This is a genomic window from Microcystis sp. Msp_OC_L_20101000_S702, assembly GCF_007095705.1.
Classification (GTDB): domain Bacteria; phylum Cyanobacteriota; class Cyanobacteriia; order Cyanobacteriales; family Microcystaceae; genus Microcystis; species Microcystis ichthyoblabe_A.
The window spans coordinates 1-25,609 of the sequence record NZ_SFBO01000121.1 but is presented as its reverse complement, the minus strand read 5'-3'; the positions used below and the strand labels follow the sequence as shown (position 1 = coordinate 25,609).

23 protein-coding genes and 2 tRNA genes are annotated in these 25,609 nt (G+C 45.2%); 16 read left to right on the top strand and 9 right to left on the bottom strand.

All coding sequences use genetic code 11. The features are described from left to right. Positions 1-66: 66 nt before the first annotated feature. Both EWV60_RS13085 and EWV60_RS13080 read right to left on the bottom strand, forming a co-directional pair. Entirely contained in the window at positions 67-1,809 is a 1,743-nt protein-coding gene (locus tag EWV60_RS13085) for an ABC transporter ATP-binding protein (RefSeq protein ID WP_287232669.1), read from the bottom strand. A 30-nt stretch (positions 1,810-1,839) separates the two neighbouring features. After that, a complete protein-coding gene (locus EWV60_RS13080; RefSeq protein WP_002755630.1) occupies positions 1,840-2,031 on the bottom strand; it encodes a hypothetical protein in 192 nt (63 codons plus the stop codon). An 858-nt stretch (positions 2,032-2,889) separates the two neighbouring features. Between EWV60_RS13080 and EWV60_RS13075 the strand changes: the two genes are divergently transcribed. The 4 genes from EWV60_RS13075 (at position 2,890) to EWV60_RS13060 (ending at position 8,376) form a co-directional block, all read left to right on the top strand. Then, the gene (locus EWV60_RS13075; protein WP_287232667.1) at positions 2,890-4,212 is read left to right on the top strand and encodes a CmpA/NrtA family ABC transporter substrate-binding protein; all 1,323 of its coding nucleotides are present in this window, start codon (positions 2,890-2,892) and stop codon (positions 4,210-4,212) included. A 151-nt stretch (positions 4,213-4,363) separates the two neighbouring features. Then, positions 4,364-5,191: a nitrate ABC transporter permease gene (gene ntrB, locus EWV60_RS13070; protein ID WP_103112161.1), complete on the top strand. Its 828-nt coding sequence runs from the start codon at positions 4,364-4,366 to the stop codon at positions 5,189-5,191. A 133-nt stretch (positions 5,192-5,324) separates the two neighbouring features. Beyond that, positions 5,325-7,331, top strand: a complete 2,007-nt coding sequence (locus EWV60_RS13065; RefSeq protein WP_287232665.1) for an ABC transporter ATP-binding/substrate-binding protein — start codon at positions 5,325-5,327, stop codon at positions 7,329-7,331. 46 nt (positions 7,332-7,377) lie between these two features. Continuing rightward, positions 7,378-8,376: a nitrate ABC transporter ATP-binding protein gene (locus EWV60_RS13060; protein WP_287232663.1), complete on the top strand. Its 999-nt coding sequence runs from the start codon at positions 7,378-7,380 to the stop codon at positions 8,374-8,376. Between the two features lie 277 nt (positions 8,377-8,653). On the opposite strand, the gene EWV60_RS13055 is transcribed toward EWV60_RS13060, so the two are convergent. Further along, complete coding sequence (locus EWV60_RS13055; RefSeq protein WP_002737508.1) at positions 8,654-9,280, bottom strand: DUF2301 domain-containing membrane protein; 627 nt, start codon at positions 9,278-9,280, stop codon at positions 8,654-8,656. Positions 9,281-9,428: 148 nt separating this feature from the next. Here EWV60_RS13055 and thiO point away from each other — a divergent pair, with 148 nt between their 5' ends. Both thiO and EWV60_RS13045 read left to right on the top strand, forming a co-directional pair. Next, positions 9,429-11,405 carry a glycine oxidase ThiO gene (gene thiO, locus EWV60_RS13050; RefSeq protein WP_287232662.1) on the top strand — a complete coding sequence of 659 codons (1,977 nt, stop codon included), beginning with the start codon at positions 9,429-9,431 and terminating at the stop codon, positions 11,403-11,405. A 54-nt stretch (positions 11,406-11,459) separates the two neighbouring features. Further along, a complete protein-coding gene (locus tag EWV60_RS13045; RefSeq protein ID WP_249264885.1) occupies positions 11,460-12,212 on the top strand; it encodes an SAM-dependent methyltransferase in 753 nt (250 codons plus the stop codon). A gap of 185 nt (positions 12,213-12,397) precedes the next feature. Here the strand turns inward: EWV60_RS13045 and EWV60_RS13040 are convergent, their stop codons facing one another. Continuing rightward, complete coding sequence (locus tag EWV60_RS13040) at positions 12,398-13,933, bottom strand: TolC family protein (RefSeq protein WP_287232660.1); 1,536 nt, start codon at positions 13,931-13,933, stop codon at positions 12,398-12,400. 202 nt (positions 13,934-14,135) lie between these two features. Here EWV60_RS13040 and EWV60_RS13035 point away from each other — a divergent pair, with 202 nt between their 5' ends. Next, on the top strand, positions 14,136-14,360 hold the full coding sequence (locus tag EWV60_RS13035) for an addiction module antidote protein (protein ID WP_287232658.1): 225 nt from the start codon (positions 14,136-14,138) through the stop codon (positions 14,358-14,360). 164 nt (positions 14,361-14,524) lie between these two features. Here the strand turns inward: EWV60_RS13035 and lpxD are convergent, their stop codons facing one another. Together lpxD and EWV60_RS13025 are read right to left on the bottom strand one after the other, a co-directional pair. Further along, positions 14,525-15,556 carry a UDP-3-O-(3-hydroxymyristoyl)glucosamine N-acyltransferase gene (lpxD, locus tag EWV60_RS13030; RefSeq protein ID WP_287232657.1) on the bottom strand — a complete coding sequence of 344 codons (1,032 nt, stop codon included), beginning with the start codon at positions 15,554-15,556 and terminating at the stop codon, positions 14,525-14,527. A gap of 191 nt (positions 15,557-15,747) precedes the next feature. After that, complete coding sequence (locus EWV60_RS13025) at positions 15,748-16,632, bottom strand: all3515 family Zur-repressed PEP-CTERM protein (protein ID WP_287232655.1); 885 nt, start codon at positions 16,630-16,632, stop codon at positions 15,748-15,750. Positions 16,633-16,942: 310 nt separating this feature from the next. Here EWV60_RS13025 and EWV60_RS13020 point away from each other — a divergent pair, with 310 nt between their 5' ends. The 3 genes from EWV60_RS13020 to plsY all read left to right on the top strand — a co-directional run bounded on the left by EWV60_RS13020 (position 16,943) and on the right by plsY (position 19,498). Further along, complete coding sequence (locus EWV60_RS13020) at positions 16,943-17,968, top strand: ABC transporter ATP-binding protein (RefSeq protein WP_271937775.1); 1,026 nt, start codon at positions 16,943-16,945, stop codon at positions 17,966-17,968. Between the two features lie 82 nt (positions 17,969-18,050). Further along, positions 18,051-18,746 (top strand): 3-oxoacyl-ACP reductase FabG, encoded by a 696-nt coding sequence (fabG, locus tag EWV60_RS13015; RefSeq protein WP_016516142.1) that lies wholly within the window; start codon positions 18,051-18,053, stop codon positions 18,744-18,746. Positions 18,747-18,814: 68 nt separating this feature from the next. Next, complete coding sequence (gene plsY / locus EWV60_RS13010) at positions 18,815-19,498, top strand: glycerol-3-phosphate 1-O-acyltransferase PlsY (protein WP_002736324.1); 684 nt, start codon at positions 18,815-18,817, stop codon at positions 19,496-19,498. A 458-nt stretch (positions 19,499-19,956) separates the two neighbouring features. Here plsY and EWV60_RS13005 read toward each other — a convergent pair whose 3' ends face one another. Further along, the gene (locus tag EWV60_RS13005; RefSeq protein ID WP_287232652.1) at positions 19,957-21,462 is read right to left on the bottom strand and encodes a hypothetical protein; all 1,506 of its coding nucleotides are present in this window, start codon (positions 21,460-21,462) and stop codon (positions 19,957-19,959) included. Between the two features lie 127 nt (positions 21,463-21,589). Here EWV60_RS13005 and EWV60_RS13000 point away from each other — a divergent pair. Beyond that, a tRNA-Glu gene (locus EWV60_RS13000) sits at positions 21,590-21,662 on the top strand. Positions 21,663-21,680: 18 nt separating this feature from the next. Here the strand turns inward: EWV60_RS13000 and EWV60_RS12995 are convergent. Beyond that, positions 21,681-23,030, bottom strand: a complete 1,350-nt coding sequence (locus EWV60_RS12995; RefSeq protein WP_002792654.1) for a sensor histidine kinase — start codon at positions 23,028-23,030, stop codon at positions 21,681-21,683. A 55-nt stretch (positions 23,031-23,085) separates the two neighbouring features. Then, positions 23,086-23,262, bottom strand: coding sequence for a hypothetical protein (locus EWV60_RS12990; protein WP_287232649.1), 177 nt, complete (start codon positions 23,260-23,262; stop codon positions 23,086-23,088). An 88-nt stretch (positions 23,263-23,350) separates the two neighbouring features. Here EWV60_RS12990 and EWV60_RS12985 point away from each other — a divergent pair, with 88 nt between their 5' ends. The 5 genes from EWV60_RS12985 (at position 23,351) to EWV60_RS12965 (ending at position 25,349) form a co-directional block, all read left to right on the top strand. Continuing rightward, positions 23,351-23,824, top strand: a complete 474-nt coding sequence (locus EWV60_RS12985) for an EVE domain-containing protein (RefSeq protein ID WP_069475107.1) — start codon at positions 23,351-23,353, stop codon at positions 23,822-23,824. 3 nt (positions 23,825-23,827) lie between these two features. After that, complete coding sequence (locus EWV60_RS12980; protein WP_287232646.1) at positions 23,828-24,682, top strand: prohibitin family protein; 855 nt, start codon at positions 23,828-23,830, stop codon at positions 24,680-24,682. Positions 24,683-24,856: 174 nt separating this feature from the next. Beyond that, positions 24,857-25,048 carry a transposase gene (locus EWV60_RS12975; protein ID WP_223210997.1) on the top strand — a complete coding sequence of 64 codons (192 nt, stop codon included), beginning with the start codon at positions 24,857-24,859 and terminating at the stop codon, positions 25,046-25,048. 96 nt (positions 25,049-25,144) lie between these two features. After that, entirely contained in the window at positions 25,145-25,267 is a 123-nt protein-coding gene (locus tag EWV60_RS12970; RefSeq protein WP_256380580.1) for a hypothetical protein, read from the top strand. A 10-nt stretch (positions 25,268-25,277) separates the two neighbouring features. Continuing rightward, a tRNA-Gly gene (locus tag EWV60_RS12965) sits at positions 25,278-25,349 on the top strand. The last annotated feature ends 260 nt before the right edge of the window (positions 25,350-25,609 follow it).

Sequence of the window (25,609 nt, the reverse complement as noted above, 5' to 3'; positions counted from 1 at the left end):
TTAAGGAATAATTGAGATAGTCCACAACTTCACCGGTAATAACTAGCAGATTCCCTATTTTATCGGCTAATCTAAAACCTTAGACTCTAACTGCTGCTGTTGCCAGAGATTTTGATAGACTCCGGGGACTGCGATTAACTCCTCGTGGGTTCCTATCTGGACAATTTCTCCGAAGTCCATGACAAAAATGCGATCAGCAGTGGCAGCGGCCAATAATTGATGGGAGATAAAAATCACGGTTTTTTGGCTTTCTTGGCTGAGATTTTCCAAAATAGCCGTGGCCGTTTGATTATCGACGCTAGATAGGGCATCATCAAGGATTAAAATCGGTGCTTGGATGGCTAAAGCACGCGCTAAAGAGGCCCGTTGACGTTGACCCCCGGAAAGAGTAATCCCACGTTCTCCCACTAAAGTTCCGTATTTTTGCGGGAAATTCTCGATTTCCTCCTCAATTCTCGCTTGTTTGGCCGCCGATTTCACTGCCGAAAAATTCAGCAGCGGATCGCCATAACGGATATTATCTTCGATGGTGGTACTAAATAAAAAACTTTCTTGGGGAACATAAGCGATCGCTTTTCGCAGATCTTCAAGAGCAATTTGAGTGACATCTTGATTATCAATAAATAACTGTCCTTCCGCAATATCCAAAAGACGGGGAATAGCGTTAGCAAGGGTAGATTTTCCCGACCTGATCGCACCGACTACCGCTACCATTTCCCCCGGATTAATGGTAAAAGAAAGAGATTTTAAGGCTGGTTCTTTAGCATCAGGATAGAAAAAAGTCAAGGCTTTGGCGGTAATTTTTCCTTGAATATTTTTTAGGTGAATACAATCGGCATTGTCTTTAATTTTAGCCTCAGCTAACAGGATAGTTTCTAGGCGATCGATACTCACTTCTCCCTGTTGGTAGGCCGTAATAGTGAAACCTAATAAAGCAGTGGGAAAAACTAATCTTTCCGCCAAAATTAACAGAGCAATAAAGTCCCCAATGGTGATATTATCCGATATAATTTGTCTAGTACCGAGGGCAAGCAACGCCAATAAACTCACATAGGATAAAGCTTCAATCAGGGGAAAAAGAAAATTACGAGTCTGGACTAAATCTAAATTAGCCTGTAATAATTTGCGATTTCTTTGTTTAAATGCTAGGCGCTCGTTACCTTCTTGGGCATAGATTTTAATCAGAGTAATACCACTCATATCCTCTTGAATTAAATCGCTCAGATGCGAGAGTTTTTCTTGTACTTTTTTCTGTTGCCGCTGCAGACGACCACTAAATAACTGCACAGCAATTAACATCAAAGGATAGACAGAAATGGCGGCGACTGAAAGGGGAATATGAATCGCTAACATTACGGGCAAAGTTAACCCATAGGCAAAAAAAGTATTAGCCAAACTGAGTAAAGCAAAACCCACCAGACGACGGATATTATCCACATCGCTAGTGGCACGGTTGATTAAATCTCCTGAAGTTTGTCGAGAAAAATAGGCGGGTTCAAGGGTTAATAAATGCTGAAAGATTTTTTGTTTAAGATCGAACTCTACCTGACGACCGATCCCGAATAATAGCACTCTGGAAATCATGCGGATAAACCACATAATCGAGGCTAAAGCGATAATAAAAATCACATAGTAAATGATTTTTTGGAAGTCAAAAGATTTACTTAAATCATCGATGCTATCCCGGATTAAAAGCGGTATATAAACACCCAAAAGATTAACAATAAGCAAAGCAACTACCCCACCAGTTACTATTTGCCAATGGGGACGTAGATAATTTGCTAGTTTTTTAATGCGAGAATAAGCCATATTCAGTTATCAGTTATCAGTTATCAGTTATCAGTTATCAGTTAGAACAGGGAACAGGTAAAAGGGGGCATAGATAATCAGTGGGTTATTTTTCTCCTTGTCCTGATTTGGTGGCGGTTTAACATTAGAACCACCCTGGGGCGGTTTACCCGGGGGTTGATCAATTTTAGCTTGATAGCCGCGCTTAAATTTATCATATCGTCTTTCTTGTTTGTCCGACATTTAAGTTACCTCTGTTTGATCCTGCCAAAATTCAATATAGCGAATTTCCTCTGCATTAATCAAAATAAGCCGCCCGCGCATCTAAATTAGTCTAGATCGATAGGGCAACACCAGAATACTGGAACACTGGAACAGCAAGGGTTATCTGCTTTTTAGCTAACTTAATAATGCCCAGTTTAAATTCGTCTTAGCTTATCTTCAATAGTTAAAACTACCCCTTCTAATTCGGCGAACTCATCTAATAAAAGGGAAGCATCGATCGATAATAATATGCTTTTGCCCTTGGCAAGTTCCAAAGCATAACAGAGATTGTCTCAAGCTGCTGGCATCGCTAATACTTGCGGGGATTTTTCCGTAATCGGTAAATAGTAACCGGTAATCAGTGAACTGCAAACTCAAATCCGATAACTGAGTCAAGATAGCTAAAAACCCCCATCGCTCTGCCATGCGTTTCAGACAAATTTTTATGCTTTTATTACATGGCTGACAATATTTTGTAACAATCTATACGAATTTTCCTGTTGAAGACTGTAAATTTAAGTTAATTGCTTCGGTAATAACCCTGAAATAAACTGATCTTTCTAGCCCAGATGACTAAACTCCCCCTATCTATCTATCCACTCCTCAAAACTGTTATGCTTCTAGAAAAAATCTCTTAGACAAAAACTACTGCTAAATCTCCCCAGATGGAGAAGCAAAAGCGATCGAGAGATAAAAATAGTCAAAGCCTCCTTACTGAATCAACAGTTACTTGCAAGAAATTTTCTCGGTTATCACCGCAGTCAGTTAGGGGAAATAATGAGAATTTTTCACCGTTTCATCACCTTTGTTTAGTTTCTAATCACGATTTTTTAGTCCATGAGTAAACTTTCTAGACGTAGATTTATCTTCACTGCCGGAGCAACTGCCGTAGGAACAGCAATTCTCCACGGTTGCGCCACTCCCAATAATACCGCGACCAGTCCCTCCCCGGCCGGCAGTCCTGCAGCTTCCCCCGTTGCCAGTGGAGAAACTCCCGAAGTCACCACCGCTAAACTAGGTTTTATTGCCCTCACCGACGCTGCCCCCTTAATTATCGCCAAGGAAAAAGGTTTATTCGCTAAACACGGGATGCCCGATGTGCAAGTGATGAAACAAGCTTCTTGGGCTGCAACCCGGGATAACCTCGAATTAGGTTCGGTGGGTAACGGTATCGATGGGGCGCATATTTTATCCCCCATACCCTACCTAATGACCTTGGGCAAAATCACCAAACAGCCCGTACCAATGTATATTCTGGCGCGTTTGAATACCAACGGTCAAGCGATTTCCATTTCTAATGAATACATGGATCTAAAAGTTGCCCTCGATAGCGGTGTACTGAAAGAATCCTTCGCTAAAGCTAAATCTGCGGGCAAAGAAGTTAAAGCCGCCGTAACTTTCCCCGGTGGTACTCACGATCTCTGGATGCGCTATTGGTTAGCCGCCGGCGGCATCGATCCGAATAAAGATCTATCCCTAATTGTTGTTCCTCCGGCACAAATGGTGGCTAACATGAAAGTCGGCACTATGCAGGCTTTCTGTGTGGGGGAACCTTGGAACGCCCAATTAGTTAACAAAAAACTCGGTTATTCGGCCTTGATTACTGGGGAATTGTGGAAGGATCACCCCGAAAAAGCCTTCGCTTTACGCGCCGATTGGGTGGATAAAAATCCCAAAGCGGCAAAAGCTTTAACCATGGCTGTTCTGGAGGCGCAGCAATGGTGCAACGATCCCGCTAATGTTAAGGAAATGTGCGAGATTATTTCAGGACGGGAATGGCTGAAAATTGACCCCGCCGATATCTTGGGAAGAATGCAAGGTAATATCGATTTCGGTGATGGTCGCAAAATCGAAAATAGCCCCGTAGCCATGAAATTCTGGGCTGATAACGCGTCCTATCCCTACAAGAGTCATGATACTTGGTTTGTGACTGAAGACATCCGTTGGGGCTATATTCCCGCCGATACGGACATCAAAGCTTTAGTTGATAAGGTTAACCGGGAAGATATCTGGAGGGAAGCCGCCACAGCCCTCAATGTTCCGGCTGATCAAATTCCCACCTCTACCTCTCGCGGTGTGGAAACTTTCTTTGATGGCGTTACTTTTGACCCCGAAAATCCCACCGCTTACCTGAAATCTCTCAAGATTAAAAAGGTTTAAATCAGTGAGCAGTGATCAGTAACCAGTCAACAGTTAAAGATGATTTGCTCATAACTGGTAATTAATAACTGATAACTGATCACTGATGCTGATCACTGATAACTGAACCACTGATAACTGATAACTGATAACTGATAACTGATAACTGATTATGGCTGTTTCTATTTCTCGTCGTTCTCAAGGTCCGAAATGGGTAAAAGACCTCAAAAAAAAATTACCCAAACTAGCAACTTCGGCGATTGCTTTATTAATTTTCCTCGTCATCTGGCAAATACTCTGTTTTAGTCCCGATGCTCCCCTCCCTAGTCCCACTAAAGTGGTTAGCGATACCTGGGAATTAATTATTAATCCCTTCTTCAATAATGGTGGCACGGATGTGGGGTTATTCTGGCAAATTTTCGCCAGTTTACAACGGGTGGCCGTCGGTTTTACCCTTGCCGCTATTGTTGGCATCGCTGCGGGTATTTTAATCGGTAGCAGCGCCCTAATTTATGATGCGATCGATCCGATTTTTCAAATCCTGCGTACCGTTCCCCCCCTAGCTTGGCTACCCATCTCCCTAGCGGCTTTTCGTAATAACGAACCTAGTGCCATATTTGTAATTTTTATTACAGCAATTTGGCCAATTATTATTAACACAGCCGTGGGAGTACAACAGGTTCCCCAAGACTATAAAAACGTCTCTAGAGTGTTGAAATTATCCAAAGTTGAATATTTTTTCAATATTCTTTTTCCCGCCACCGTTCCCTACGTTTTCACGGGATTAAGAATCGGTATCGGTTTATCTTGGTTGGCGATTGTAGCGGCAGAAATGCTGATCGGTGGCGTGGGAATTGGCTTCTTTATCTGGGATGCTTGGAATAGTTCCATGATCAGTGAAATTATCCTCGCCCTGATTTATGTGGGTATTGTTGGTTTCCTACTCGATCGCCTCATGGCCTACATCGCTAAATTAGTTGTACCCGAAGAAAATAAATAGGGTTTGCGGCAAAAAGTTTTTCGGTGGGGGCAGGGTGTGGGGAGCTTTTTAAGTAAACAGTAAACTAAAAACTCACATCTGATAACTGATAACCGATAACTGATAACTGATAACTGATAACTGATAACTGAAAATGTCTGCATTTATTGAAGTCGATCACATTGATAAGGTTTTCCCTCTCCCCGATGGCCGTCAATATATCGCCCTAAAAAATATCGATCTCAGCGTTACTCAAGGGGAATTTATCTCTTTAATCGGTCACTCCGGTTGCGGGAAATCCACCCTCTTAAATATGGTCGCTGGACTCGATCGCCCGACGGTGGGAGGGGTGATTTTAGAGGGAAAAGAAATTAAAGGTCCCGGTCCCGATCGCATGGTGGTGTTCCAGAATTATTCTCTACTGCCCTGGTTAACCGTCCGGGAAAATATCGCCCTGGGAGTTAACCGTGTGCTGCGTCATCTACCGGCTGCTGAACGCAAAAGTGTCATCGAACATAGTATCGATATGGTACACCTGCGCCATGCCGCCAACAAACGACCGGGAGAATTATCGGGAGGCATGAAACAACGGGTAGCGATCGCCCGCGCTTTAGCCCTACGGCCAAAAGTCCTGCTACTTGATGAACCCTTTGGGGCGCTGGATGCGTTAACCAGAGGCAATTTACAGGAACGTTTGATGGAAATCGTCGAGGAAAGCCACGTTACCTGTATCATGGTCACGCACGATGTGGATGAAGCCCTATTACTATCCGATCGAGTGGTGATGTTAACCACCGGTCCGGAGGCCCATATCGGTCAGATTCTCGATGTTCCCATTCCCCGGCCCCGGCATCGTTTAGAAGTAGTTAACCATCCCAGTTACTACTCCCTCCGTAACGAGATCGTTTATTTCCTCAACCAACAGAAGCGATCGAAGAAAGTCGGCCAACCCACCGAACCAGTAACAGTGATCGGCCAAGCTACCAGATTGAAAACCAATCCCACCATCGGTTTTATCCCCCTCACCGATTGCGCTCCGATTATTATCGCCAAAGAGAAAGGTTTCTTCGCCGAGGAAGGATTAGAGGATGTTGTCCTGCAACGGGAACCCAACTGGAAAGCACTCGCCCAAGGAGTGGCCACCGGTCGTCTCGATGCAGCCCAGATGGTGGCGGGAATGCCCCTGAGCATGACCATTGGGGCTGGAAATAAGCCCTCTGTCCCCGTGATTAGTGCTTTGGTACTCAGTCGCAACGGTAACGCCATCACCCTCAGCAATAAATACAGGGAATTGGGGGTAGAAAAACTCGAGGACTTAAAGGATGCCCTCCAGCAAAGTCCCGATAAAATCGCCACTTTCGGCATGGTTCACCCCGCCTCCATGCACAATCTACTGTTACGCTACTGGTTAGCTAGTGGCGGCATCGATCCCGATAGTGATGTCAATTTAGCCGTAATTCCGCCGCCTCAGATGGTTTCCCTACTAAAAGCGGGTAAGATCGACGGTTATTGTGTGGGGGAACCCTGGAACTCCTACGCCGTTCACGAAAAATTAGGCTACGTTATCGCCACCGATCTCGATATTTGGCCCGGACACCAGGAAAAAGTCCTCGGAGTCAAGGAAACTTGGGCAGCGAAACATCCCGAAACCCATATCGCCATGGTGAAAGCTTTAATTAAAGCCTGTGAATACTGCGATGATCAGCGTAATCGAGAAGAAATCGTTAATATTCTCAGTCAGCCCCAGTATGTGGGTGTGGATAGGGCAATTATCCGCCCCGGTTTCCTCGATGGTTACGATCGCGGTTTAGGAACTGCCCCCGAACCCCTATTCCGATTTAATCAGTTTTACGTCGATCAAGCTAACTGTCCAGGCCGCAGTGAGGCCCTATGGACCCTAACTCAGCTTGCTCGTTGGGGTTACGCACCGTTCCCCCGCAACTGGGTGGAAGTGATTGAACGCGTCCGTCGTCCCGATCTGTTTGGTGAAGCTTGCCGGTCCCTGGGCCTTCCCGATTTGGAACCCGATCGCCACAGTTTTGCCCTCTTTGATCATCTTATTTTCAGTCCCGACGATCCGATCGGCTATCTGGAACGTTTTTCGATCCGTCGCGATTATCGCGTCTCGGAAGTTCTCCTCGATGATCCCGTCGCTAATTAATGGTTGTGGTGGGCAAAGCCCACCTTAAAATAAATCTAGGACGAATATGCAAACTTTTACCGATAAGACCGTGAATTCCAGCACCACCACCCAGCCTTTTTTATTAGTTAGTAATGTTGCCAAAGAATACCCCTCTCCCGAAGGGGTTTACACCGTTTTAGACGGTGTGGAGCTGCAAGTCAATGAGGGGGAATTTGTCTGCATTATCGGTCACTCCGGCTGCGGTAAATCGACCCTTTTAAATATGGTGGCGGGGTTTTCTTCTCCTAGTCGTGGGCAAGTGCTGCTACAGGATAAAGAGGTTAAGGAACCGGGACCGGACCGGATGATGGTATTCCAAAATTATTCGCTTTTGCCCTGGAAAACTGCCTTTGAGAACGTTTATATCGGGGTTAGTTCGGTTTATCCCCAAAAATCTCACGCTGAGAAGGTGAAGATTGTGGAAGAAAATCTATCCTTAGTGGGATTGACAGAAGCTGCCCAGAAAAAACCCCCCCAATTATCGGGAGGCATGAAACAACGGGTTGCGATCGCCCGCGCCCTGGCCATTCGTCCCCAAGTCCTCATCCTCGATGAACCCTTTGGGGCCTTAGATGCGATCACTAAAGAAGAATTACAGGAAGAATTGCTGAAAATCTGGCAAGAACACCAGTTAACGGTGTTGATGATTACCCACGATATCGATGAGGCTTTGTTCTTGTGCGATCGCTTGGTGATGATGACCAACGGCCCAAGTGCTAAAATCGGGGAGGTGTTAAAGATGCCTTTTGCTCGTCCCCGGGTTCGTTCCCAAATTACCGAGGATCCCCGTTACTACGAACTCCGCAATGAAGCTCTCGATTTCCTCTACAATCGTTTTGCCCATTCGGAGGATCCCAACGAGGATGCCCCCGAACAACCCCGCACAGAAAATCTCGTGGGTAAAATTGTTACTGCTATTGGTGGCATAGCTTTACTCGCTTTTGTCGGTTTTAGTCTAATACAAATGTTCACCAGCAAGACTGCCAATACTACCAATCCGGCTACCATCGAGGACTCCAGATAGGTAACATTTATCAGTTATCAGTTATCAGTTATCAGATTTGAGTTTTAAGTGACAGTATTAAATATAAGTTTCTTACTATCTTTTCACTGATTACTGTTTACTGATTACTGACCAAGAATAAACCAGAAAGAGACAAAGAACAAAAAGCTGAAACCCGATCAGTTTAACTTATATAGTAGTGATCGATCTTTGTGTCCTTTGTGTCTGGAGTGGTTCGTTCCACTCACCCACCCGCAAGACTGTATCTTAGAATAGATTTTAATCTCTGGAGAGTTTATCAGTGATTAAGATGTTCAAAGACCGATTTATCACCGATATCGTTGGGGAGAGGTTGGCTTAATTTTCTCAGAGCAAAGATAACGAATAAAGTCGCCCAGAGAATTAATAGCCCCTTTTCCCAATTTAAGGGCAATATCCCCAAAAGATGACCGAGTAAAAGGGTGGGAACTAGAGGGGTTAAAAACTTGGTTTCTAGACGATTAAAACAAAAAGCTTCTTTGAAATAAATCCCCGTGAGACTAGCAAAAATAAAGCCAACACCCAATAAACTCACCGGATGGTTATAGACAAATTCTAGGGGAGAAAGGTGAGAATAGAGGCTGAAAATTAGGGAAGTAATCGCCCCGATTAGCCAAAAAAATTGCAGGAGACGATGGAGGGGAATTAAATATATATGGATAGTCAATAAACTGATGCCTAACCCCAGACAAAAACCCATGTATAAAAGGTTAGTCAGGGGCAGTAATTGCGGTCGGGTGAGAACTATAATTGTAGCGACAGCGAAACTAAAAGCCGCTAAATTTAAACCCAGACGGTAGAGACGCACCCCTAGGCGATCACTATCCGTAATCGTAAACTCTCCGAATTGACCTTGATAAACTCGATCGACAGCAGGGGAAGTCATAATGCTCTAAAGAAAAAGGGAAGCTTAGAAAAGATCGACTACAAATTATCTTAAGCTTAAATTATGCCAGTAGCCCCACTTCTCCCTCCTCTCGGCTGACTAATTGCGAGTTAGGATCAAGGTTACATTTCCTTTAGATTTTTAAGCCATGTCGTTGAACCAAGAATCCCTCGCTTTTAGCCATGGGAGGGTCAAGAACTCAACTAGCGAAATTTTGATCGTGGGCGGTGGTATCATCGGATTAGCGATCGCCGTCGATTTGCAATTGCGCGGGGCAAAAGTTACCCTCCTAGTTCGAGATATAGCTCAGGCCGCTAGTCGTGCGGCTGCGGGAATGTTGGCCCCCCATGCAGAAGGCATTCCCCCGGGCCCGTTTCTCGATCTTTGTCTGCGATCACGATGGCTATATCCAGAGTGGAGCCGCAAAATCGAGGATTTAACGGGGATAAACAGCGGTTACTATCCCTGTGGTATTCTTGCTCCCATTTACGAGCTAGAGCAGCCCGTTACTACCGAGGAAGTTAATAAAATTTGGTTAGACAGCAATGCAGTTCACCTCTACCAACCCGGACTAGGTAAAGATGTGATCGGTGGTTGGTGGTATCCCGACGATGGACAAGTGGACAACCGGCAGCTAGTGACTGGGCTGCAACAAGCGGCCGAAAATTTAGGGGTAGAAATTCGCCAAGGGGTAGAAGTCCACGCTATACAGCAAAAGCAGGGAAAAGTCAAGAGTATTTATACCTCAATTGGGGAATTAGAAGCAAAAATTTATATTTTAGCGACGGGATCTTGGGCCAGTCAACTTTTACCCCTCCCCATCCATCCCGTCAAAGGTCAAATGGCCGCGGTAAAAATGCCCCCTAACCAGACCTTAACTAGGGTTTTATTCGGTCCCCAAACCTATCTGGTTCCCCGTCGCCATGGTCGTTTAATTATCGGGGCCACTTCTGAAAAAGTCGCCTGGCAAACTGGCAATACACCCCAAGGATTGCAAACCCTTTTTGCGCGTGCTACCCGTCTCTATCCCCCTTTAGCTGACTGGGAAATCGAGGAAATGTGGTGGGGATTCCGCCCGGGTACACCGGATGAATTGCCCATTTTAGGCCGCAGTAGCTGTGATAACCTGATTTTAGCCACGGGTCACTATCGTAACGGCATTTTACTCGCTCCTGTCACTGCTTCCTTGATTGCTGACCTGGTGATTAATGACAAAGTTAATCCCATTTTGACCCATTTTAGCTGCGATCGCTTTAATCAACCATCACCCGTTACTATTCCACCTATGTCCTTAACTATTATTGAGAATAAACCCCAAGCACTTTTATCGCCCCAGAATGATCGCCTCACCATTGCCGGGAAAACCTTTCACTCCCGCTTGATGACTGGGACTGGCAAATATGCCAATCTGACGACTATGCAGGAAAGTATTAGTGCCAGTGAATGTCAGATTGTCACCGTTGCCGTTAGACGAGTACAAACGAACGCACCCGGTCATGAGGGATTAGCAGCGGCGATCGATTGGTCAAAAATCTGGATGTTACCCAACACTGCCGGTTGTCAAACGGCCGAAGAAGCGATTCGGGTGGCTCGTTTAGGACGAGAAATGGCCAAATTATTGGGACAGGAAGACAATAACTTTATTAAACTCGAAGTTATTCCCGATCCTAAATATTTATTACCCGATCCGATCGGAACTTTGCAAGCGGCGGAACAATTAGTTAAAGAAGGTTTTGCCGTACTGCCCTATATTAACGCCGATCCTCTCTTAGCCAAACGTTTAGAGGAAGCCGGCTGCGCCACGGTTATGCCCCTAGGATCGCCGATTGGGTCGGGACAGGGGCTGAAAAATGAGGCAAATATCGCGATTATCATCGAATCGTCCCAAATTCCCGTGGTGGTCGATGCTGGGATCGGTACACCCTCAGAAGCAGCCCGGGCCATGGAAATGGGGGCCGATGCTTTATTAATTAACAGTGCGATCGCTATGGCGGCCAATCCGGCTATGATGGCCCAGGCCATGGCAATGGCGGCAAAAGCGGGACGTTTAGCCTATTTAGCGGGAAGAATGCCGATTAAGTCCTATGCTAGTCCTAGTTCCCCCCTGACGGGAACGATCGCCTAAGCGATTAAGCTAGGAATGGGCTGTTTTCAGCTATTAGAGCCAGCAAAAATCTCTATGACTACAGACAATCAAACTGAGTATGTTGCCGCTTTAACTGATTTACACCGTGGACTTGACCGTAAAGGGCCTGGTGACTCTGACTTCTCCCTAAAAATTTTGAGTAATCTCTCTATTTTGCCCCTCAAGCCACGAATTGCCGATCTAGGATGTGGAAGTGGTGCCAGTGCTTTACTGCTGGCACAATACTACCAAAGCCCTGTCATGGCAGTGGATTCCTCATCGGTTTTTATCGACGAACTCAAAACCCGAGCAAAACAGCTTGGTCTTGAGCATTTAATCATTCCAATTCATGGTGATATGGCTAAACTTGATTGGTCAGTGGGTTCAGTTGATCTACTTTGGTCTGAGGGGGCTGCTTATAATCTTGGGTTTGAGCAGGCTCTTAAAATCTGGCGACCGCTTGTTTCTAACAACGGGATTGCCGTCATCTCGGAGATGAGTTGGTTTACTGATGAGCTACCAGAGCCGGCTGTGGCCTATTGGCAAAACGCCTATCATACAATGGGTAATGAGTTTGAGAATATCGTTCGGGCTAATAGGTCTGGTTTTAAGGTACTTTCTACCCAGAGGCTGCCCAGTCAGGTTTGGTGGCTAAATTATTATCAACCTCTCCGTGAGCGAATCGGGCAGCTGGAAATCAGCCCAAGTAGCCCATCGGTTATTCGTGAAACCGAAGAAGAGATGAAACTTTTTGAGAAATTCAGCAACTTCTATGGTTATACCTTCTATGTTCTGCAAGCGGCCTAGAAAAAAAGCCGTCCAATTTATGATCAGCTTTGTTTCGCAGTAATTCCTATCGTTAGGTGCAAGAGCGACAGGAAACTCCCACCCTGCAGCAATTGCGGGAACAACAAATTAGAATCATCGAAACCCCTTAAAATAGGGGAGATTTGTCCATCTCCCCCCACACCACAGATCAATAAATCGTACAATTAACGCACTTCAAACAAACGATTGTCCGGTAAATTACTAATCGATCGCTGGAGACTATTCAAGGATTTATTGTAATCAACGATCGCCTGCAGATAACGACTTCTGGCATCGGTTAAATCCCGTTGGGAGTTGATAACGTCCGTTTGGGTTCCAACACCCGCCTGAAAGCGTAAACGGGCTAATCGCAGACTTTCGGTGGCGGATTCAATGCTTTTTTGCGAAGTTTTGATGTTTTCTTGGTTAGAAATCAAACTATAGTAGGATTCCTCCACCTGAAGGCGGATTTCATTGCGACGGAGGGAGAATTCCGTATCGGCGCGATCGATATTTCTTTCCGCTTGACGAGCGCGAGCAAAAGCACGACCACCATCAAAGAAAGTCCAGCGAATCCGGCCACCGACGCTAAAACCATCGCCAAAACCAGCTTCATCACTGAGATCGTTAAGGACATTATACTGGCCCAGAAGGTCCACTTGGGGAATCACCGCCGAAATAGCGATCGAGCGGTCTTCTGCGCTAATTTCCCTCTGTAAGAGTTGTTGTTCTAATTCCGCGCGATTTTTGTAGGCTAAAACGATACTATCATCAAGACTTAAGCCCCAAGTTCCCGCCTCGCGAATCTCATCGGCAGCGGTTAACTCGATGTGCTGACCGACACTCAATATCTGTGCCAGTCGCCGTCGGGAAATACGCTGGGTAGAAATCGCCCGGGTTAAGTCTTGGTTAGCGTTAGCTAGGTCAACTTCCGCCTGTAGGACAGCAAATCGGGTTCCTAGTCCTGCTTGCTCCAATAATTGAGCATCTCGTAAACTTTGACTAGCATCTTCGATCGCAGCTTGGGCGATCGCAACTTGGGCATCACCCCTCTGTAATTCATAATAGGCATCGGTGGCATCAAAACGAGTTTGTTCCGAGACTCGTTCCACCTCTAATTCCTGTTGCCGGATGACTTTTTCGGCCCTTTTGATCTGGGCTGCCCGTTCACCCCCTGTATAAACCCCATAGACGATGCTAACACTACCCTGAAAGTTGGTACTATCTTCTGGTGTAACGGCTGGGATTCCCTGTTGACGAGCCAAGTTATTCTGTCTTTGGGCAGCTGCCGATTGATCTTGAGTGAGACTGGTTTCCGCTTGGGCCGTGGGTAATAAGGCCGCCTGTTGTTCCTTTAATTGGGCGCGAGCGATTTCCAAATTAATCCGCGATGTCTGTAAGGTCTGATTATTTTTTAAAGCTAATTCGATCGCTTGATTTAAGGTGATCGGTTGTACTACCCTAATATTCACCTCATCCGGTTTGGTGGGAAAAATCAGGGGATTGCCACTAGGATTAAGATAATTAGGGGCCTTGGGATCCGCTTCCGTGGTTGCCGGTGCCGCCGAGGGACCAGGTAATTGAGACACTGGATTGGCAGTAGGTCGGGGTTTCTTCAATAAATCGGCAGCGGACTGAGTTTGTGCCTTAACCGAGGATTCAGCCAAGAAAATCAACCCAAGCACCGCACTCACGGTAATACCATAACGCAAGAGCAACATGAGTATCTCGAAAGTAAACAGTAAACGATAATAAGTAAACAAGCTCACACCACTATGTTGGCCGATTACTAATTACCGATAGTAACACGGGAGCATGAAAGCCACCCTCTTTTAAGCGCCGGCTAAAATTTAGATTCGATTGATTTTGAACGGGACATCAAAACAGCATTAGATTTAGCCCAATACTTATAGGAGGTTCTCTATGGCTACAATTCAGACTTATCCTTGGGATTCAGCAGATCATTTGAAAACAAAAGAAGATATCGCTGCTTATCTGGAAGCTGCCCTCGAAGATGGCGATCGTAGCTTAGTAGTGGCAGCATTAGGCGATATTGCTCGTTTTCAAGGGATGACTCATATTGCTCGTGAGACGGGTTTGGGACGGGAGAGTCTCTATAAATCTTTGTCGAATCGGGGTAATCGGTGAGTTTGCTACAGTTCTTAAGGTTTTGCAAGCACTTGGGTTACGCCTGCAAGTTGTACCCATTATCGAAAAATCCCTAATCAATAATCCTACTGACTTGAAAGAGGGTGTGGGGTGTCGGAAGAATAAATAGAAATAATCTCCTGTCTCCTGTCTCCTGAATAGGGCTATTTTTTCAATTGCTTAACCGCTTGATAGATTTCGGGTAAACGCTTGTAAGCGGCTGCTACCTTGAGGAATAGTTTATGAGGCATAGCAGGAGAGCCAGAAACCACTTCTCCTGCACCGATATCGTTGTGAATGCCAGCCTGAGCGGTTGCGATCGCACCGTCCCCGATCGCTGCTTGATTGGCAATGCCCACCTGTCCTGCTAAAATAACGCGATCGCCCAATTTTACGCCTCCTGCCATGCCCACCTGTCCTGCTAGGGCGCAGGCTTGGCCAATTTGGCAATTATGGGCAATATGGACGAGATTATCGATCTTAGTCTGGCTACCGATGCGGGTTTCTCCCACTGCCGGACGATCCACGGCACTATTACAGCCAATTTCTACCCCATCTTCTAAGACCACGATACCCGATTGTTCCATCTTAAACCAGCCTTCGGGAACTGGCACAAAACCGAAGCCCTCCGCACCAATAACAGCGCCACTGTGGATAACGCAATCATTGCCGATTTGTACCCGTTCGTGAATGGTACAGTTAGCGTGGAGAGTTGTGCGATCACCAATATGCACCCCGGGGTAAACAACGGCGTTAGGATGAATGCACACCCCATCACCGAGGATGACATTCGCTTCTACCACAGCATGGGCCCCGATGGCAACTTTATGGCCGATTTTAGCCGATGGATGCACCACGGCAGTGGCGTGAATGTAGGGTTGGGGCTGAAAGGGTTGATAGAATAATTTGATGGCGTGGGCGAATAAAAGTCGGGGATTGGCACTAGCTAACCAAGGGATGCCGCGTTCGTCGGCCTGTTGTTGTAAATTGGCATCCAGGGGCAGAATTAGGGCAGTAGCCTCAGTTTTGGCGACAAAGGCAGCAAATTTTCCCCCTTCGATATAGCTAATCGTATCGACTAGGGCGGTTTCGATGGGAGTTATGGCTTTAATTTCGGGATTTCTGTCGGGATAGGCAGTTAAACTGTGAGCAGAGACTAAAGGGCTTAATTTTTGGGCAATTTCACTAAATCTCATAAATATATATTGCGATCGAGATAGGGCTTATCCTAGGATAGTTTAAAACTATACCGATAATCTTGTCGTTATTATAGTCAAAAAAGTTGCCAGTTTTTCAGGGAATAATCCCTGTTTTCCATTTCAACAAAGCCGATCTCGATCTGGAGCGGTTTTGGGGATAATTTTGCTCTCTCCAAAACCGATTGGTTTTAGTTTTTACTCCTCGATCGAGTTAATACAATTGACCCGAACAGTATTAAGGCGATCAGAGTTGATGGTTCGGGAACTGTTTGAAAATCTAGGTTGAAAATTCCTGACTCTCCCCAAGAAAAGCTAAGATCTACCAGCTTAAAACTGGCTGAATATTTTCCAGGTCGAGAGGCAAGAAACTTCGGTAAAAAGGAGAAGTTATCACCAGTACCGATCGCATAGATATCGCCAGCATTAGCTAAAATTGTCTGTCCTAAAGAGTTAGCTACTGTTAATCCATCACTAATCTCTAACAGTTGTAAGGATAGGTTGGCATTACCTAAAGACCGATTCCACCGTCCCCCAGAACTGTTAAAAAGAGCTTGTTCTCCCAAGTCAGAGGAATTATTAATAGTTGCCACTGATTGCATCAGTAGATTGCTATATTCCTCCCCAGTGGCAGCACTAACAAAACTATTCTGAAAAATTCCTTTTCCCGCAATTAAGGAGAGAGGAGGCAATCCTGTAGAAGTCTCAGGAATGCGATTATTGCTGTTAGTAGGATTAACTACTGGATTACTAGACGGTCCGGAATAACTGTAAGTGCCGATACCGTGAAAATGAGGGGTTCCCTCTCGGTGAGCAACCAGAAGAGTTAACCGGTTATAGTTAGGATTGGCTAATCCCTCATAGATGCCCCGAGTTAAGGTGATTTGATTATCCACCCCGATATAAAATTCGGGCAAACTCTGACCAATGGCAGGCTCTTCAGCCTTAGCCACAGTTACCAGGGCGAAAGAAAGCGATAAAATGAAGCTAACGGCGATAAATGGAGATGTAGGGCTTTTTTTGCGGATTTTATTCGCATCACAAACTAATCCTACCCTAGAGACCTGTAGAACCATGATTTCTCTTATTAATTAGAATGATAATCATTATCAATTTAGCGAAAAACCCTTGTTCCGATTCACTTTTGCCAAAAAAGTTAATTTAAGTTAACGTGAACAATGCTGTCGGAATAAGTTGCCCGGGCCAACAGGCAACGGTGGAACAGCAGCAGGTTCTCTGGGAATGAGGCCAAATCCCGTCAAAGTTTATCTTGATCGGAAAAGATCAACAAGGCTGTGTTAGGTTTTGCAGTGGGGAATCTGGGTTAAAATAGACCGAGAAAGTTAACAAAAAAATTGTCTCGCTCAAGTGGGCGAAAATCAGCTTATGACCCTTGCGGTGGCGATCAAAAACTTAAAAAAATCCTACGGTCAGACAGCAGCGGTTAAAGATATCTCCTTTACCGTGGCAGCGGCAGAAATCTTCGGTTTACTCGGTCCCAATGGTGCGGGGAAAACCACCACGATCCGCTGTCTTTGCACCCTTGCTAAACCCGATGGCGGCAAAATCGAGGTGGGGGGTGTCGATGCCCTGAATAACCCCAAATCCGCCCGTAAACGCCTGGGTTACGTTGCCCAAGAAGTCGCCCTCGATAAAATGCTCACCGGCCGGGAACTGTTGCAACTACAAGCGGCTCTCTATCACATTCCCGCTCAAAAGTCAAGAGATCGAATTAAAGAATTAATAAATCTTTTAGGATTAGAGGAATACGCGGACAAAAAAACGGGGACCTATTCCGGCGGCATCAAAAAACGGCTGGATTTAGCTGCGGGATTACTGCATCAGCCGGAGGTTTTGGTGCTGGATGAACCGACTGTGGGACTCGATATCGAAAGTCGTTTGATTGTCTGGGATTTTCTGCGACAATTGCGGGCGGCCGGAACCAGTGTATTAATTACCAGCCATTATCTCGAAGAAATCGACGCTTTGGCCGATAACTTGGCAATTATCGACAATGGTATCGTCATCGCTCGCGGTACCCCCTCACAACTGAAGGAGCAACTGGGTGGCGATCGCATTACCCTGAAAGTGCGGGAATTTTCCCCAGAGGAAGAAGCTTTCCAAGCGAAAGAATTATTATCCCGTCTGCCTTTTGTCGAGGAAGTAATCGTTAATACCGCCCAGGGTAACTCCCTGAATCTCATCGTCACGGCCAATAGCAATCCTTTAAGCAAAATTGAACAAACCCTAGCCGAATCGGGATTACCCGTGTTTAGCATGGCCCAATCCCGTCCTAGTCTCGATGATGTCTATCTGGCGGCCACCGGACGCACCCTGATGGATGCGGAAATTGCCGCCGCCAGCAGTCGCGACCTGAAGGCGGAGAAAAAACAAGCGATGAAGGAATCCTAGACCGGCGAGAAAGGCGGTAATATTGCCCAATTGTCCCGTTAAATCATCTATAATTGGAGCGATCGACTATCTATCAATCAATATGAAAGATAAACGGGTATTGCTGACCGGCGGTACGGGGGGACTGGGTTTAGGAGTCACTCCGGCGGTTTTACACCATGGCGGTCATCTAACCATGACCTATCGGGAGGAAAGGGAGGTAGGTCGTCTGAAATCTCGGCTGAGTGCGGCGGAATTTGAGCGTATTCGCTTTGTCAGGGTGGATTTAACCCAAGAAACTGCCGTGGCTAGATTAATTGATGATCTCGGTCGGGTCGATGTTTTAATTCATCTAGTCGGGGGTTTTACCATGGGGGCGACGGAGGAGTTTAGCTATGAAGATTGGCTAAAAATGTTTGATTTAAACCTCCATAGCACTTTTTTACTGTGTAAACACTGTTTGCGCTCGATGAAACTTCATAATTATGGTCGTATCGTCACTATCGGTTCTCGTGGTGCCGTACAACCGGGGGCAAATTTGGCCGCCTATTGTGCCTCGAAAGCGGCGGTAGTGGCTTTAACCCAAGCGATCGCAGAAGAAACCAAACAGACTAATATTACCGCTAACGTGGTTTTACCAAGTGTTATCGATACTCCGAGCAACCGGGAAGCGATGGGAGAGGCAAAGGCCAAGGACTGGGTAAGTCCCCAATCTCTAGCCGAGGTGATCTGTTTTCTAGCGGGGGAAGGGGCGAAAGACTTGCGCGGGGCGGCAATTCCCGTCTATGGTTCCCTGTGAGTGTTTTTTGTCTTCGGACTGATACACTGATGACGGCGCTCGCTCTTGCTAAAAATTGGGTTTAATTTATGCTTATTCCGATTCTTATCAGTGTTACTATCTTACTTTTATCCTATCTGCTCGGTTCAATTCCCACGGGTTATTTAATCGGTAAATACAGCAAAGGTATCGATATTCGTGACTATGGTTCCGGTTCCACCGGGGCCACCAATGTGTTGAGAACTCTGGGAAAAACTGCCGGGGCGACGGTGTTATTAATTGATATGTTAAAAGGAATGGCGGCGGTAGCCCTGGCACGAGGACTATATTTTATTGATGTCAATCTTCTCCCAGAAAGTTGGTATTATTGGTTAATTATCGGGGCAGCATTGGGAGCAATCATCGGTCATAGTAAATCGATTTTCTTGAATTTTAGTGGTGGTAAATCCGTCGCCACCAGTTTAGGGGTTTTATTAGTGATGAATCCCCTAGTGGCTTGCGGAACTTTGGCGAGTTTTTTAGTTATTCTGGCACTTTTCCGGATTGTTTCTTTAGGTTCAATTATTGGGGCGCTGGTGGTCAATATTTTAATGATTGTTTTGGGTCAACCTCTCCCCTATATTTTATTTAGTTTGATGGGGGGAATCTATGTGATTGTTCGTCATCAGGGTAATATTAAAAGATTGTTGGCAGGCACAGAACCGAAAATAGGTCAGAAAGTACAGCCATCATCGGAATTAGGTTACAGCGTTTCTTCTACAGATGAAGTGTAACCTAATTTGTCTCATCTCTAGACGACTGGCTCATGTTCCCCGTTGCCCGTTCCCTAAAACCAGAGACTTCGTAACTCACCCTTAAGATAACTGATACTAAATCTGTTGAGTATAGGCTACATATCAGGACAGGCAATAGGCAATAGGAGCAATAAATAATTCTTTAAATAACCAGATTTAGCATCACCCTTAATTATTGTTTTCCTAAGCCTAGTTTTCTGGTTACTTTAAAGTTGGTTTCGGTGTTTGATAGGGTTTGGGACTAATCGAAGGGACTATCAAAAGCAGTAAAACGGTGGTGCATTCCCATAGGATAATATCGGTCAGTTGAGTGCCTTTTTTAACTAGCCATCTCTGCCGCTAGTTTAGAAAATTGGTGTAAGTCCCTAAAGATAGTCTCAAGTTTCTCACAACAGAAAGACTACCCGATCAACTATACCCAAAATCGCTCGATCGATTTAGCGTTTGCGTTTGAGTAATTTAGAAATGCGTCGACCATACCGCAACCAACGCCAAATTTTAATAACCAATTCCTCTACCCATAAAATGATCGCATCTAATCCCTCTAAAATCCGTTCTAAGGGGTGTTTAACGTAGCCGACGGGGGTTGATTCGGTTTCTAACCATTCCTCGTTAATTGGTTGAATTATCTCCTTAGCATAGCGGGGATCTAATTGGGTGGCGGGGGGAGATTCTCTGGCAGTAATTTCAGCGGCGGCTGGGGGGATTTTTTGTAAAGATTTATTTTGTTTTTCTTGACTAAAAGCTTTTTTTGTGATATTAGGCTCGGCTGTGGTGACTGGGGACTGGGGAAGGGGATAAGCGGGATTAAGGCGGGGTTTTTCGGAGTCTTGGGGAGAAATAGCCAAGATATCGGCGGATTCTAGCCAATTTTGCTCGCTGACGGCGGCAAATGTCAGGGATTGGCGAGAGGAAAAAAAGTGATCGATCGCCGCTTGGATGAGTTTGCCGATCGTGAAGGGATCCGCTTGGGTTTGTTTTTCTAGCCAATCCTGGAGACGTTGCTTGAAGGTGATCAGCAGAGAATTAGGAAGACTTAGGGGATATTTTGCCGATAAAGCGGGGGAATCAGCACTATATTCTAAATTATTCTTCTCTTTTGCCCAGAAATGCTCGATCGCAGCATAAATTAACCAATAAAGTCGCCAGAGATAGGAGGAATTTTTCTCCAGATTCGGGGACTGGTTAACGAGATCGGAAGGGGGTTTAGAGGTGTGGCTAACACTGCTGGGGATTGCGGGGGAGATAGCGAGAAATTTAGCCTCGAAAATTGCTAATTTTTCGTCAATAACTTCTAAAATCGCTTGAGAATTTAAATTAGGCAGTGGTAAGGAGGGTGGTGTCGGGGTTTTGACGAGATGGGATTCCTGGAAGAGATTTATGGCGATCGCTATTTGTCCCTGTTGTTCCCAGCGTAGTAGGTTCCAAAACCAACGTATCGGAGGCAAGACAGGATTTTTATCGGTAAAATTCGGTAATAAAGGCGGATATTGAGGATTTAATCGCTTAATTTTCCGGTTTTCGAGGGCGTAGTTAGCCAGTGCCGTCCTAATTTGTTTTTCTATTTGTCTTTGGGTTTGATTATCGGTGATTTTAACGGTCTGGTGATCGTTAGTGACGAAAACTAAAGCTTGATCCTCTAGATCGGCTGCTATGCCAATAAATGGCGTTTCTTGGTCGGATAAGCTCTGTAGAAATTCTTCGATCGCATCCGTCCCCTCTTTGCCGGGGGGTGATAATTGTTTCTGGAGACTGTTCCCCAATTGATTAGCCGTCACCCGCAGCGATTGTATCAGTAAATAGACGGGATAGATGGCTATTTGCAGGGCAAGAGCGATCGCATTTTGACCGCGACGGGAAACGCGGCCGAGGTTATCTTTCAGACGGATCAAGCGACGGTTGATCAGGTTAAACAGTCGGCTTTTATAGGGATCGGCAGCCATGGATTTTGGGCGATAACATCTTCATTTAGACTATCCTATTGTGCAAGGGCGGGATAAAAAAAATTTTTGCTAAAACCCTTGACTCTAGGAAAGATTATTGTTATATTTAAAAAGGTCTGAAATCCAAGCCCCCATCGTCTAGTGGCCTAGGACACCTCCCTTTCACGGAGGCGACAGGGATTCGAATTCCCTTGGGGGTATAAAAAAAGTCAGAGGTGTTAAGCTTCTGACTTCTCGGTTTTTTTCTCCCGTTGATGGCTTTTCGGTAGGGTGACGGTGAAAATTGTTCCTCGATCGATCTGACTTTCGACGCTAATTTGTCCATGATGACTGAGGGTAATCGCTAAAGCGATCGCTAATCCTAATCCTGTTCCCCCGGAAGTGGCGGAATTTTGCCGTGCGGGATCGAGACGATAAAAGCGATCGAAAATATGGGACAAAGCAGCCTCGGGAATACCGATTCCGTTATCTTTGACGCGCACCAGTAACACCGATTGTCGATCGCGTTTACTTTTTTCCAATTCCACTGCCACATTTTTAGGCTCAGATTCGGGCAAAAAAGCGTGTTTCAGGGCATTAGAGATTAAATTTGTGAATAAACGGGCTAATTGATCCCAATCTCCCTGCATAGTAAACATTTCATCGCTGTAGGAAAAATCCTCTTGGTCTGGTTCCACAATCGACAAAGAGAGGCAAATTCCCTGCTTATCGGCGATTAAACGCTGTTCTTCCACCACTTCCATCAATAAAGCATCCAAAGGTACAGCTTGCTCGATCGGTTGGACGATGCCACTATCAGAACGGGCTAAAAAAAGCAGATCATTGACTAAATTGCCCAATCTTTCCGTTAAACGCTCGATCACCTGCAAGCGTTGATCGCCAGTTTGAGGATAAGCGATCGCCATTTGCACGTTAGTTTGGATAGTGGCGATCGGATTGCGTAATTCATGGGAAGCATCGGCGGTAAATTGTTTTAAACTCTGATAGGACTCTTTTACCGGTTGAATGGCTAAACCGGACAAAAACCAACCAATCCCGGCGACACTGGCAATCATCAGGCAAATTCCGACGATTAAATCCAATAATAGCTGTCTAATTGGTTTTGTCACCTCAAACCAAGGATGACTTACCCGCAGATATCCCAAAACATAATGATCGATTTCCACCCTTTCGGTTATTTGTCGCAGCAGACGATCATCGGATAAGCGAATAGTTTCCCCCTGACGGTGGGGATGGAGGGGAATATCTAAGGATTCGGGCAGAGTTGACCAAACTAGATTACCTTGGGGATCGAACCATTCCAAATCTATATGATCGTCCTCCACGGATTTACCCTGACTGGGAAAACTTGCGAGGGGATCGACGCGATAACGTCCTTGGTTCGGGGGAATCGATTCGATCACGAGGGAACGATTTACCACCTCAATGATGTGTTTAAGGGTATCATCAATGCGATCCACTAGGGTATGCCGCACATAAAAATACATTCCCGTAGCGAGAAAAAGCAGTAGTATGGCAGTGACAACAGTGTACCATAAGGCTAAACGGCGGCGAGTGGCTTGGAACACCGATAATCTATTTATTGGCTAGAGATTTTTAGGGCAATGTATCTTATTTTACAGCTTATTTGAGCGATTTAATAGTGGAGGATAAATTATTTTTAGCCATAGGGAAAAACTGACGGTTGCCAAGAATAGCTAGACTTGAAGGCTCATAGTCCTTAAAAATTGCCGCTAACAAAAGTATTTTTAGATACATTCTTCCCAATAATTGTTTGAGTAGAACTACAAAAGCAGCCAAAGTGAATTATATTTAACCCTATGGCAACAAGGCTGATAGGAACGGCTAAAAATATTTTTGAGCTTATTTGAATTAATAACAACTATAAATGATGAATTTAAATTACTGGTTAATGAAATCGGAACCCAATGTCTATAGTATCGGGGATTTAAAAAAAGATGGTCAAACTATTTGGGAGGGAGTGCGAAATTATCAGGCCCGCAATTTTCTCCGTCAGATGAAGCGGGGAGATTTAGCCTTTTTTTACCATTCTAATACCACCCCGCCGGCGATTGTCGGCTTGATGCGCGTAGTGGAAACCGATATGATCGATCCCACACAATTCGATCGCGATAGTCCCTACTATGATCCCAAATCCTCTCCAGATTCCCCACGCTGGTGGACGGTTAAAGTTGAGTTTGATCGCCTTTTTCCCCAAATGCTGCCCCTGGGAATTTTAAAACAAAATTTTACCGCCGATGAATTATTATTAGTAAGGACAGGAAATCGTCTGTCAGTGATGCCTGTCAATCAAGTGATCGCCACAAAAATTCTCGCTTTAGTCCCTCGTCAAGGAGTATAAACTATGAACCAAAAAGATGCTATTAATTTACTTTCCCTGATCGGGGGATTATTAGCTGCTATTGTAATTTTAGCGGCCTTTAATGCCTATGTGATTATCACTCCCGGACAAGCGGGGGTTTTAAGTGTTTTAGGAAAGGCTAAGGACGGGGTTTTATTGGAGGGATTGCACTTTAAACCTCCCTTTGTCTCTAGTGTCGATATCTACGATCTTACGGTGCAAAAATTTGAAGTTCCCGCCCAAAGTTCCACTAAAGATTTACAAAATTTATCCGCTAGTTTTGCGATTAATTTTCGTCTTGATCCGACTCAAGTAGTGGCAATTAGAAGAACCCAAGGTACCCTACAAAATATTGTCGCTAAAATTATCGCCCCTCAAACCCAAGAATCCTTTAAAATTGCCGCCGCTAAAAGAACAGTAGAGGAGGCAATTACTCGACGCAGTGAGTTAAAAGAAGACTTTGATAATGCCCTATCGACTCGGTTAGAAAAGTATGGTATTCTAGTCTTAGATACCAGTGTGGTAGATTTGAATTTTTCTCCGGAATTTGCTCGGGCTGTCGAAGATAAACAAATCGCGGAACAACGCGCCCAAAGAGCCGTTTATATCACCCAAGAAGCCGAACAACAGGCCCAGGCAGAAATCAATCGCGCTAAAGGGAAAGCTGAGGCACAAAGACTATTAGCAGAAACTTTAAAAGAACAGGGGGGAGGATTAGTTTTACAGAAAGAAGCGATCGAAGCTTGGCGCGAAGGTGGAGCGCAAATGCCCCGGGTTTTAGTCATGGATGGATCGGGAAAAAATAGCGTACCATTTTTATTTAATTATAGTGATTCTTTGTCAGAAAATACCCCCTAAATTCCTGTCCAAGCTCAGAGGCATTTTAAAAGAAACCTTGCCAACTTCTCAAAATTACCCGGTGATATTATCGACAAATGGCATTGCAAACAATCTCTAGCTCCTTGACTATTTGAGGATGAATAAATTGATGATAGTTCCCTGAATGTGATTAAACCGAGGCGCAGTGAATCGGTGCAATCTAAACAGAGAAAAGAACAGAATCAAGGGAAGATCCCTAGAAATAGTTTTCGGACTTTATTGGGGGACTTAGAGACGATTTACCTGAATATGGTAGAATGTGCGATTAGAGAGGGAAGTTATCGTTTTTCTAAGATAACTCGACCGACTTCTCCGCAACAGAAGGCGTTGATTGGTACCCAGTAACGGAGCATCAGAAATTGTCTTAACCCCTCCTACAGCAGAGGTTATGGTCTTTTGTCAAAGGGGAAGTCGAGTCTTCTGGTGGGACGGTGAATATTCTTGATCATCCGGCGGCGAGTCTATCGGGAAGCTTTACAGTTTAGCGTTTCTGGACAAACCGGCGCGATGATGAAAAACAGCCTAGAGCAGTTGCTCTCGTCGGGGGGTCAATGCTATGATTAGGAATAGTTTTGCGGGTATAGTTCAGTGGTAGAACGTCACCTTCCCAAGGTGAATGTCGCGCGTTCGAGTCGCGTTACCCGCTTCTGACGACAATTGTTACGACAACTAATTAGGGTTTGCTGAAAAAGTTTGGATCTTCTCGACTTTTTGTGATAATTTTTGCCTATGGAATCGTGAAATGTTTACTGGGAAAGACTTTTAGGACTATTTTGTTAAAGTAACTATAGTTAGTAAAAGTATAGTCAAATATAGACAGACTGAATTCCATTTCAGAAATTCCCTTCACTTTTACTTCGAGAGATTAATTCTCCTTGGGTGAACTACGCACCTCTCTATCCCATA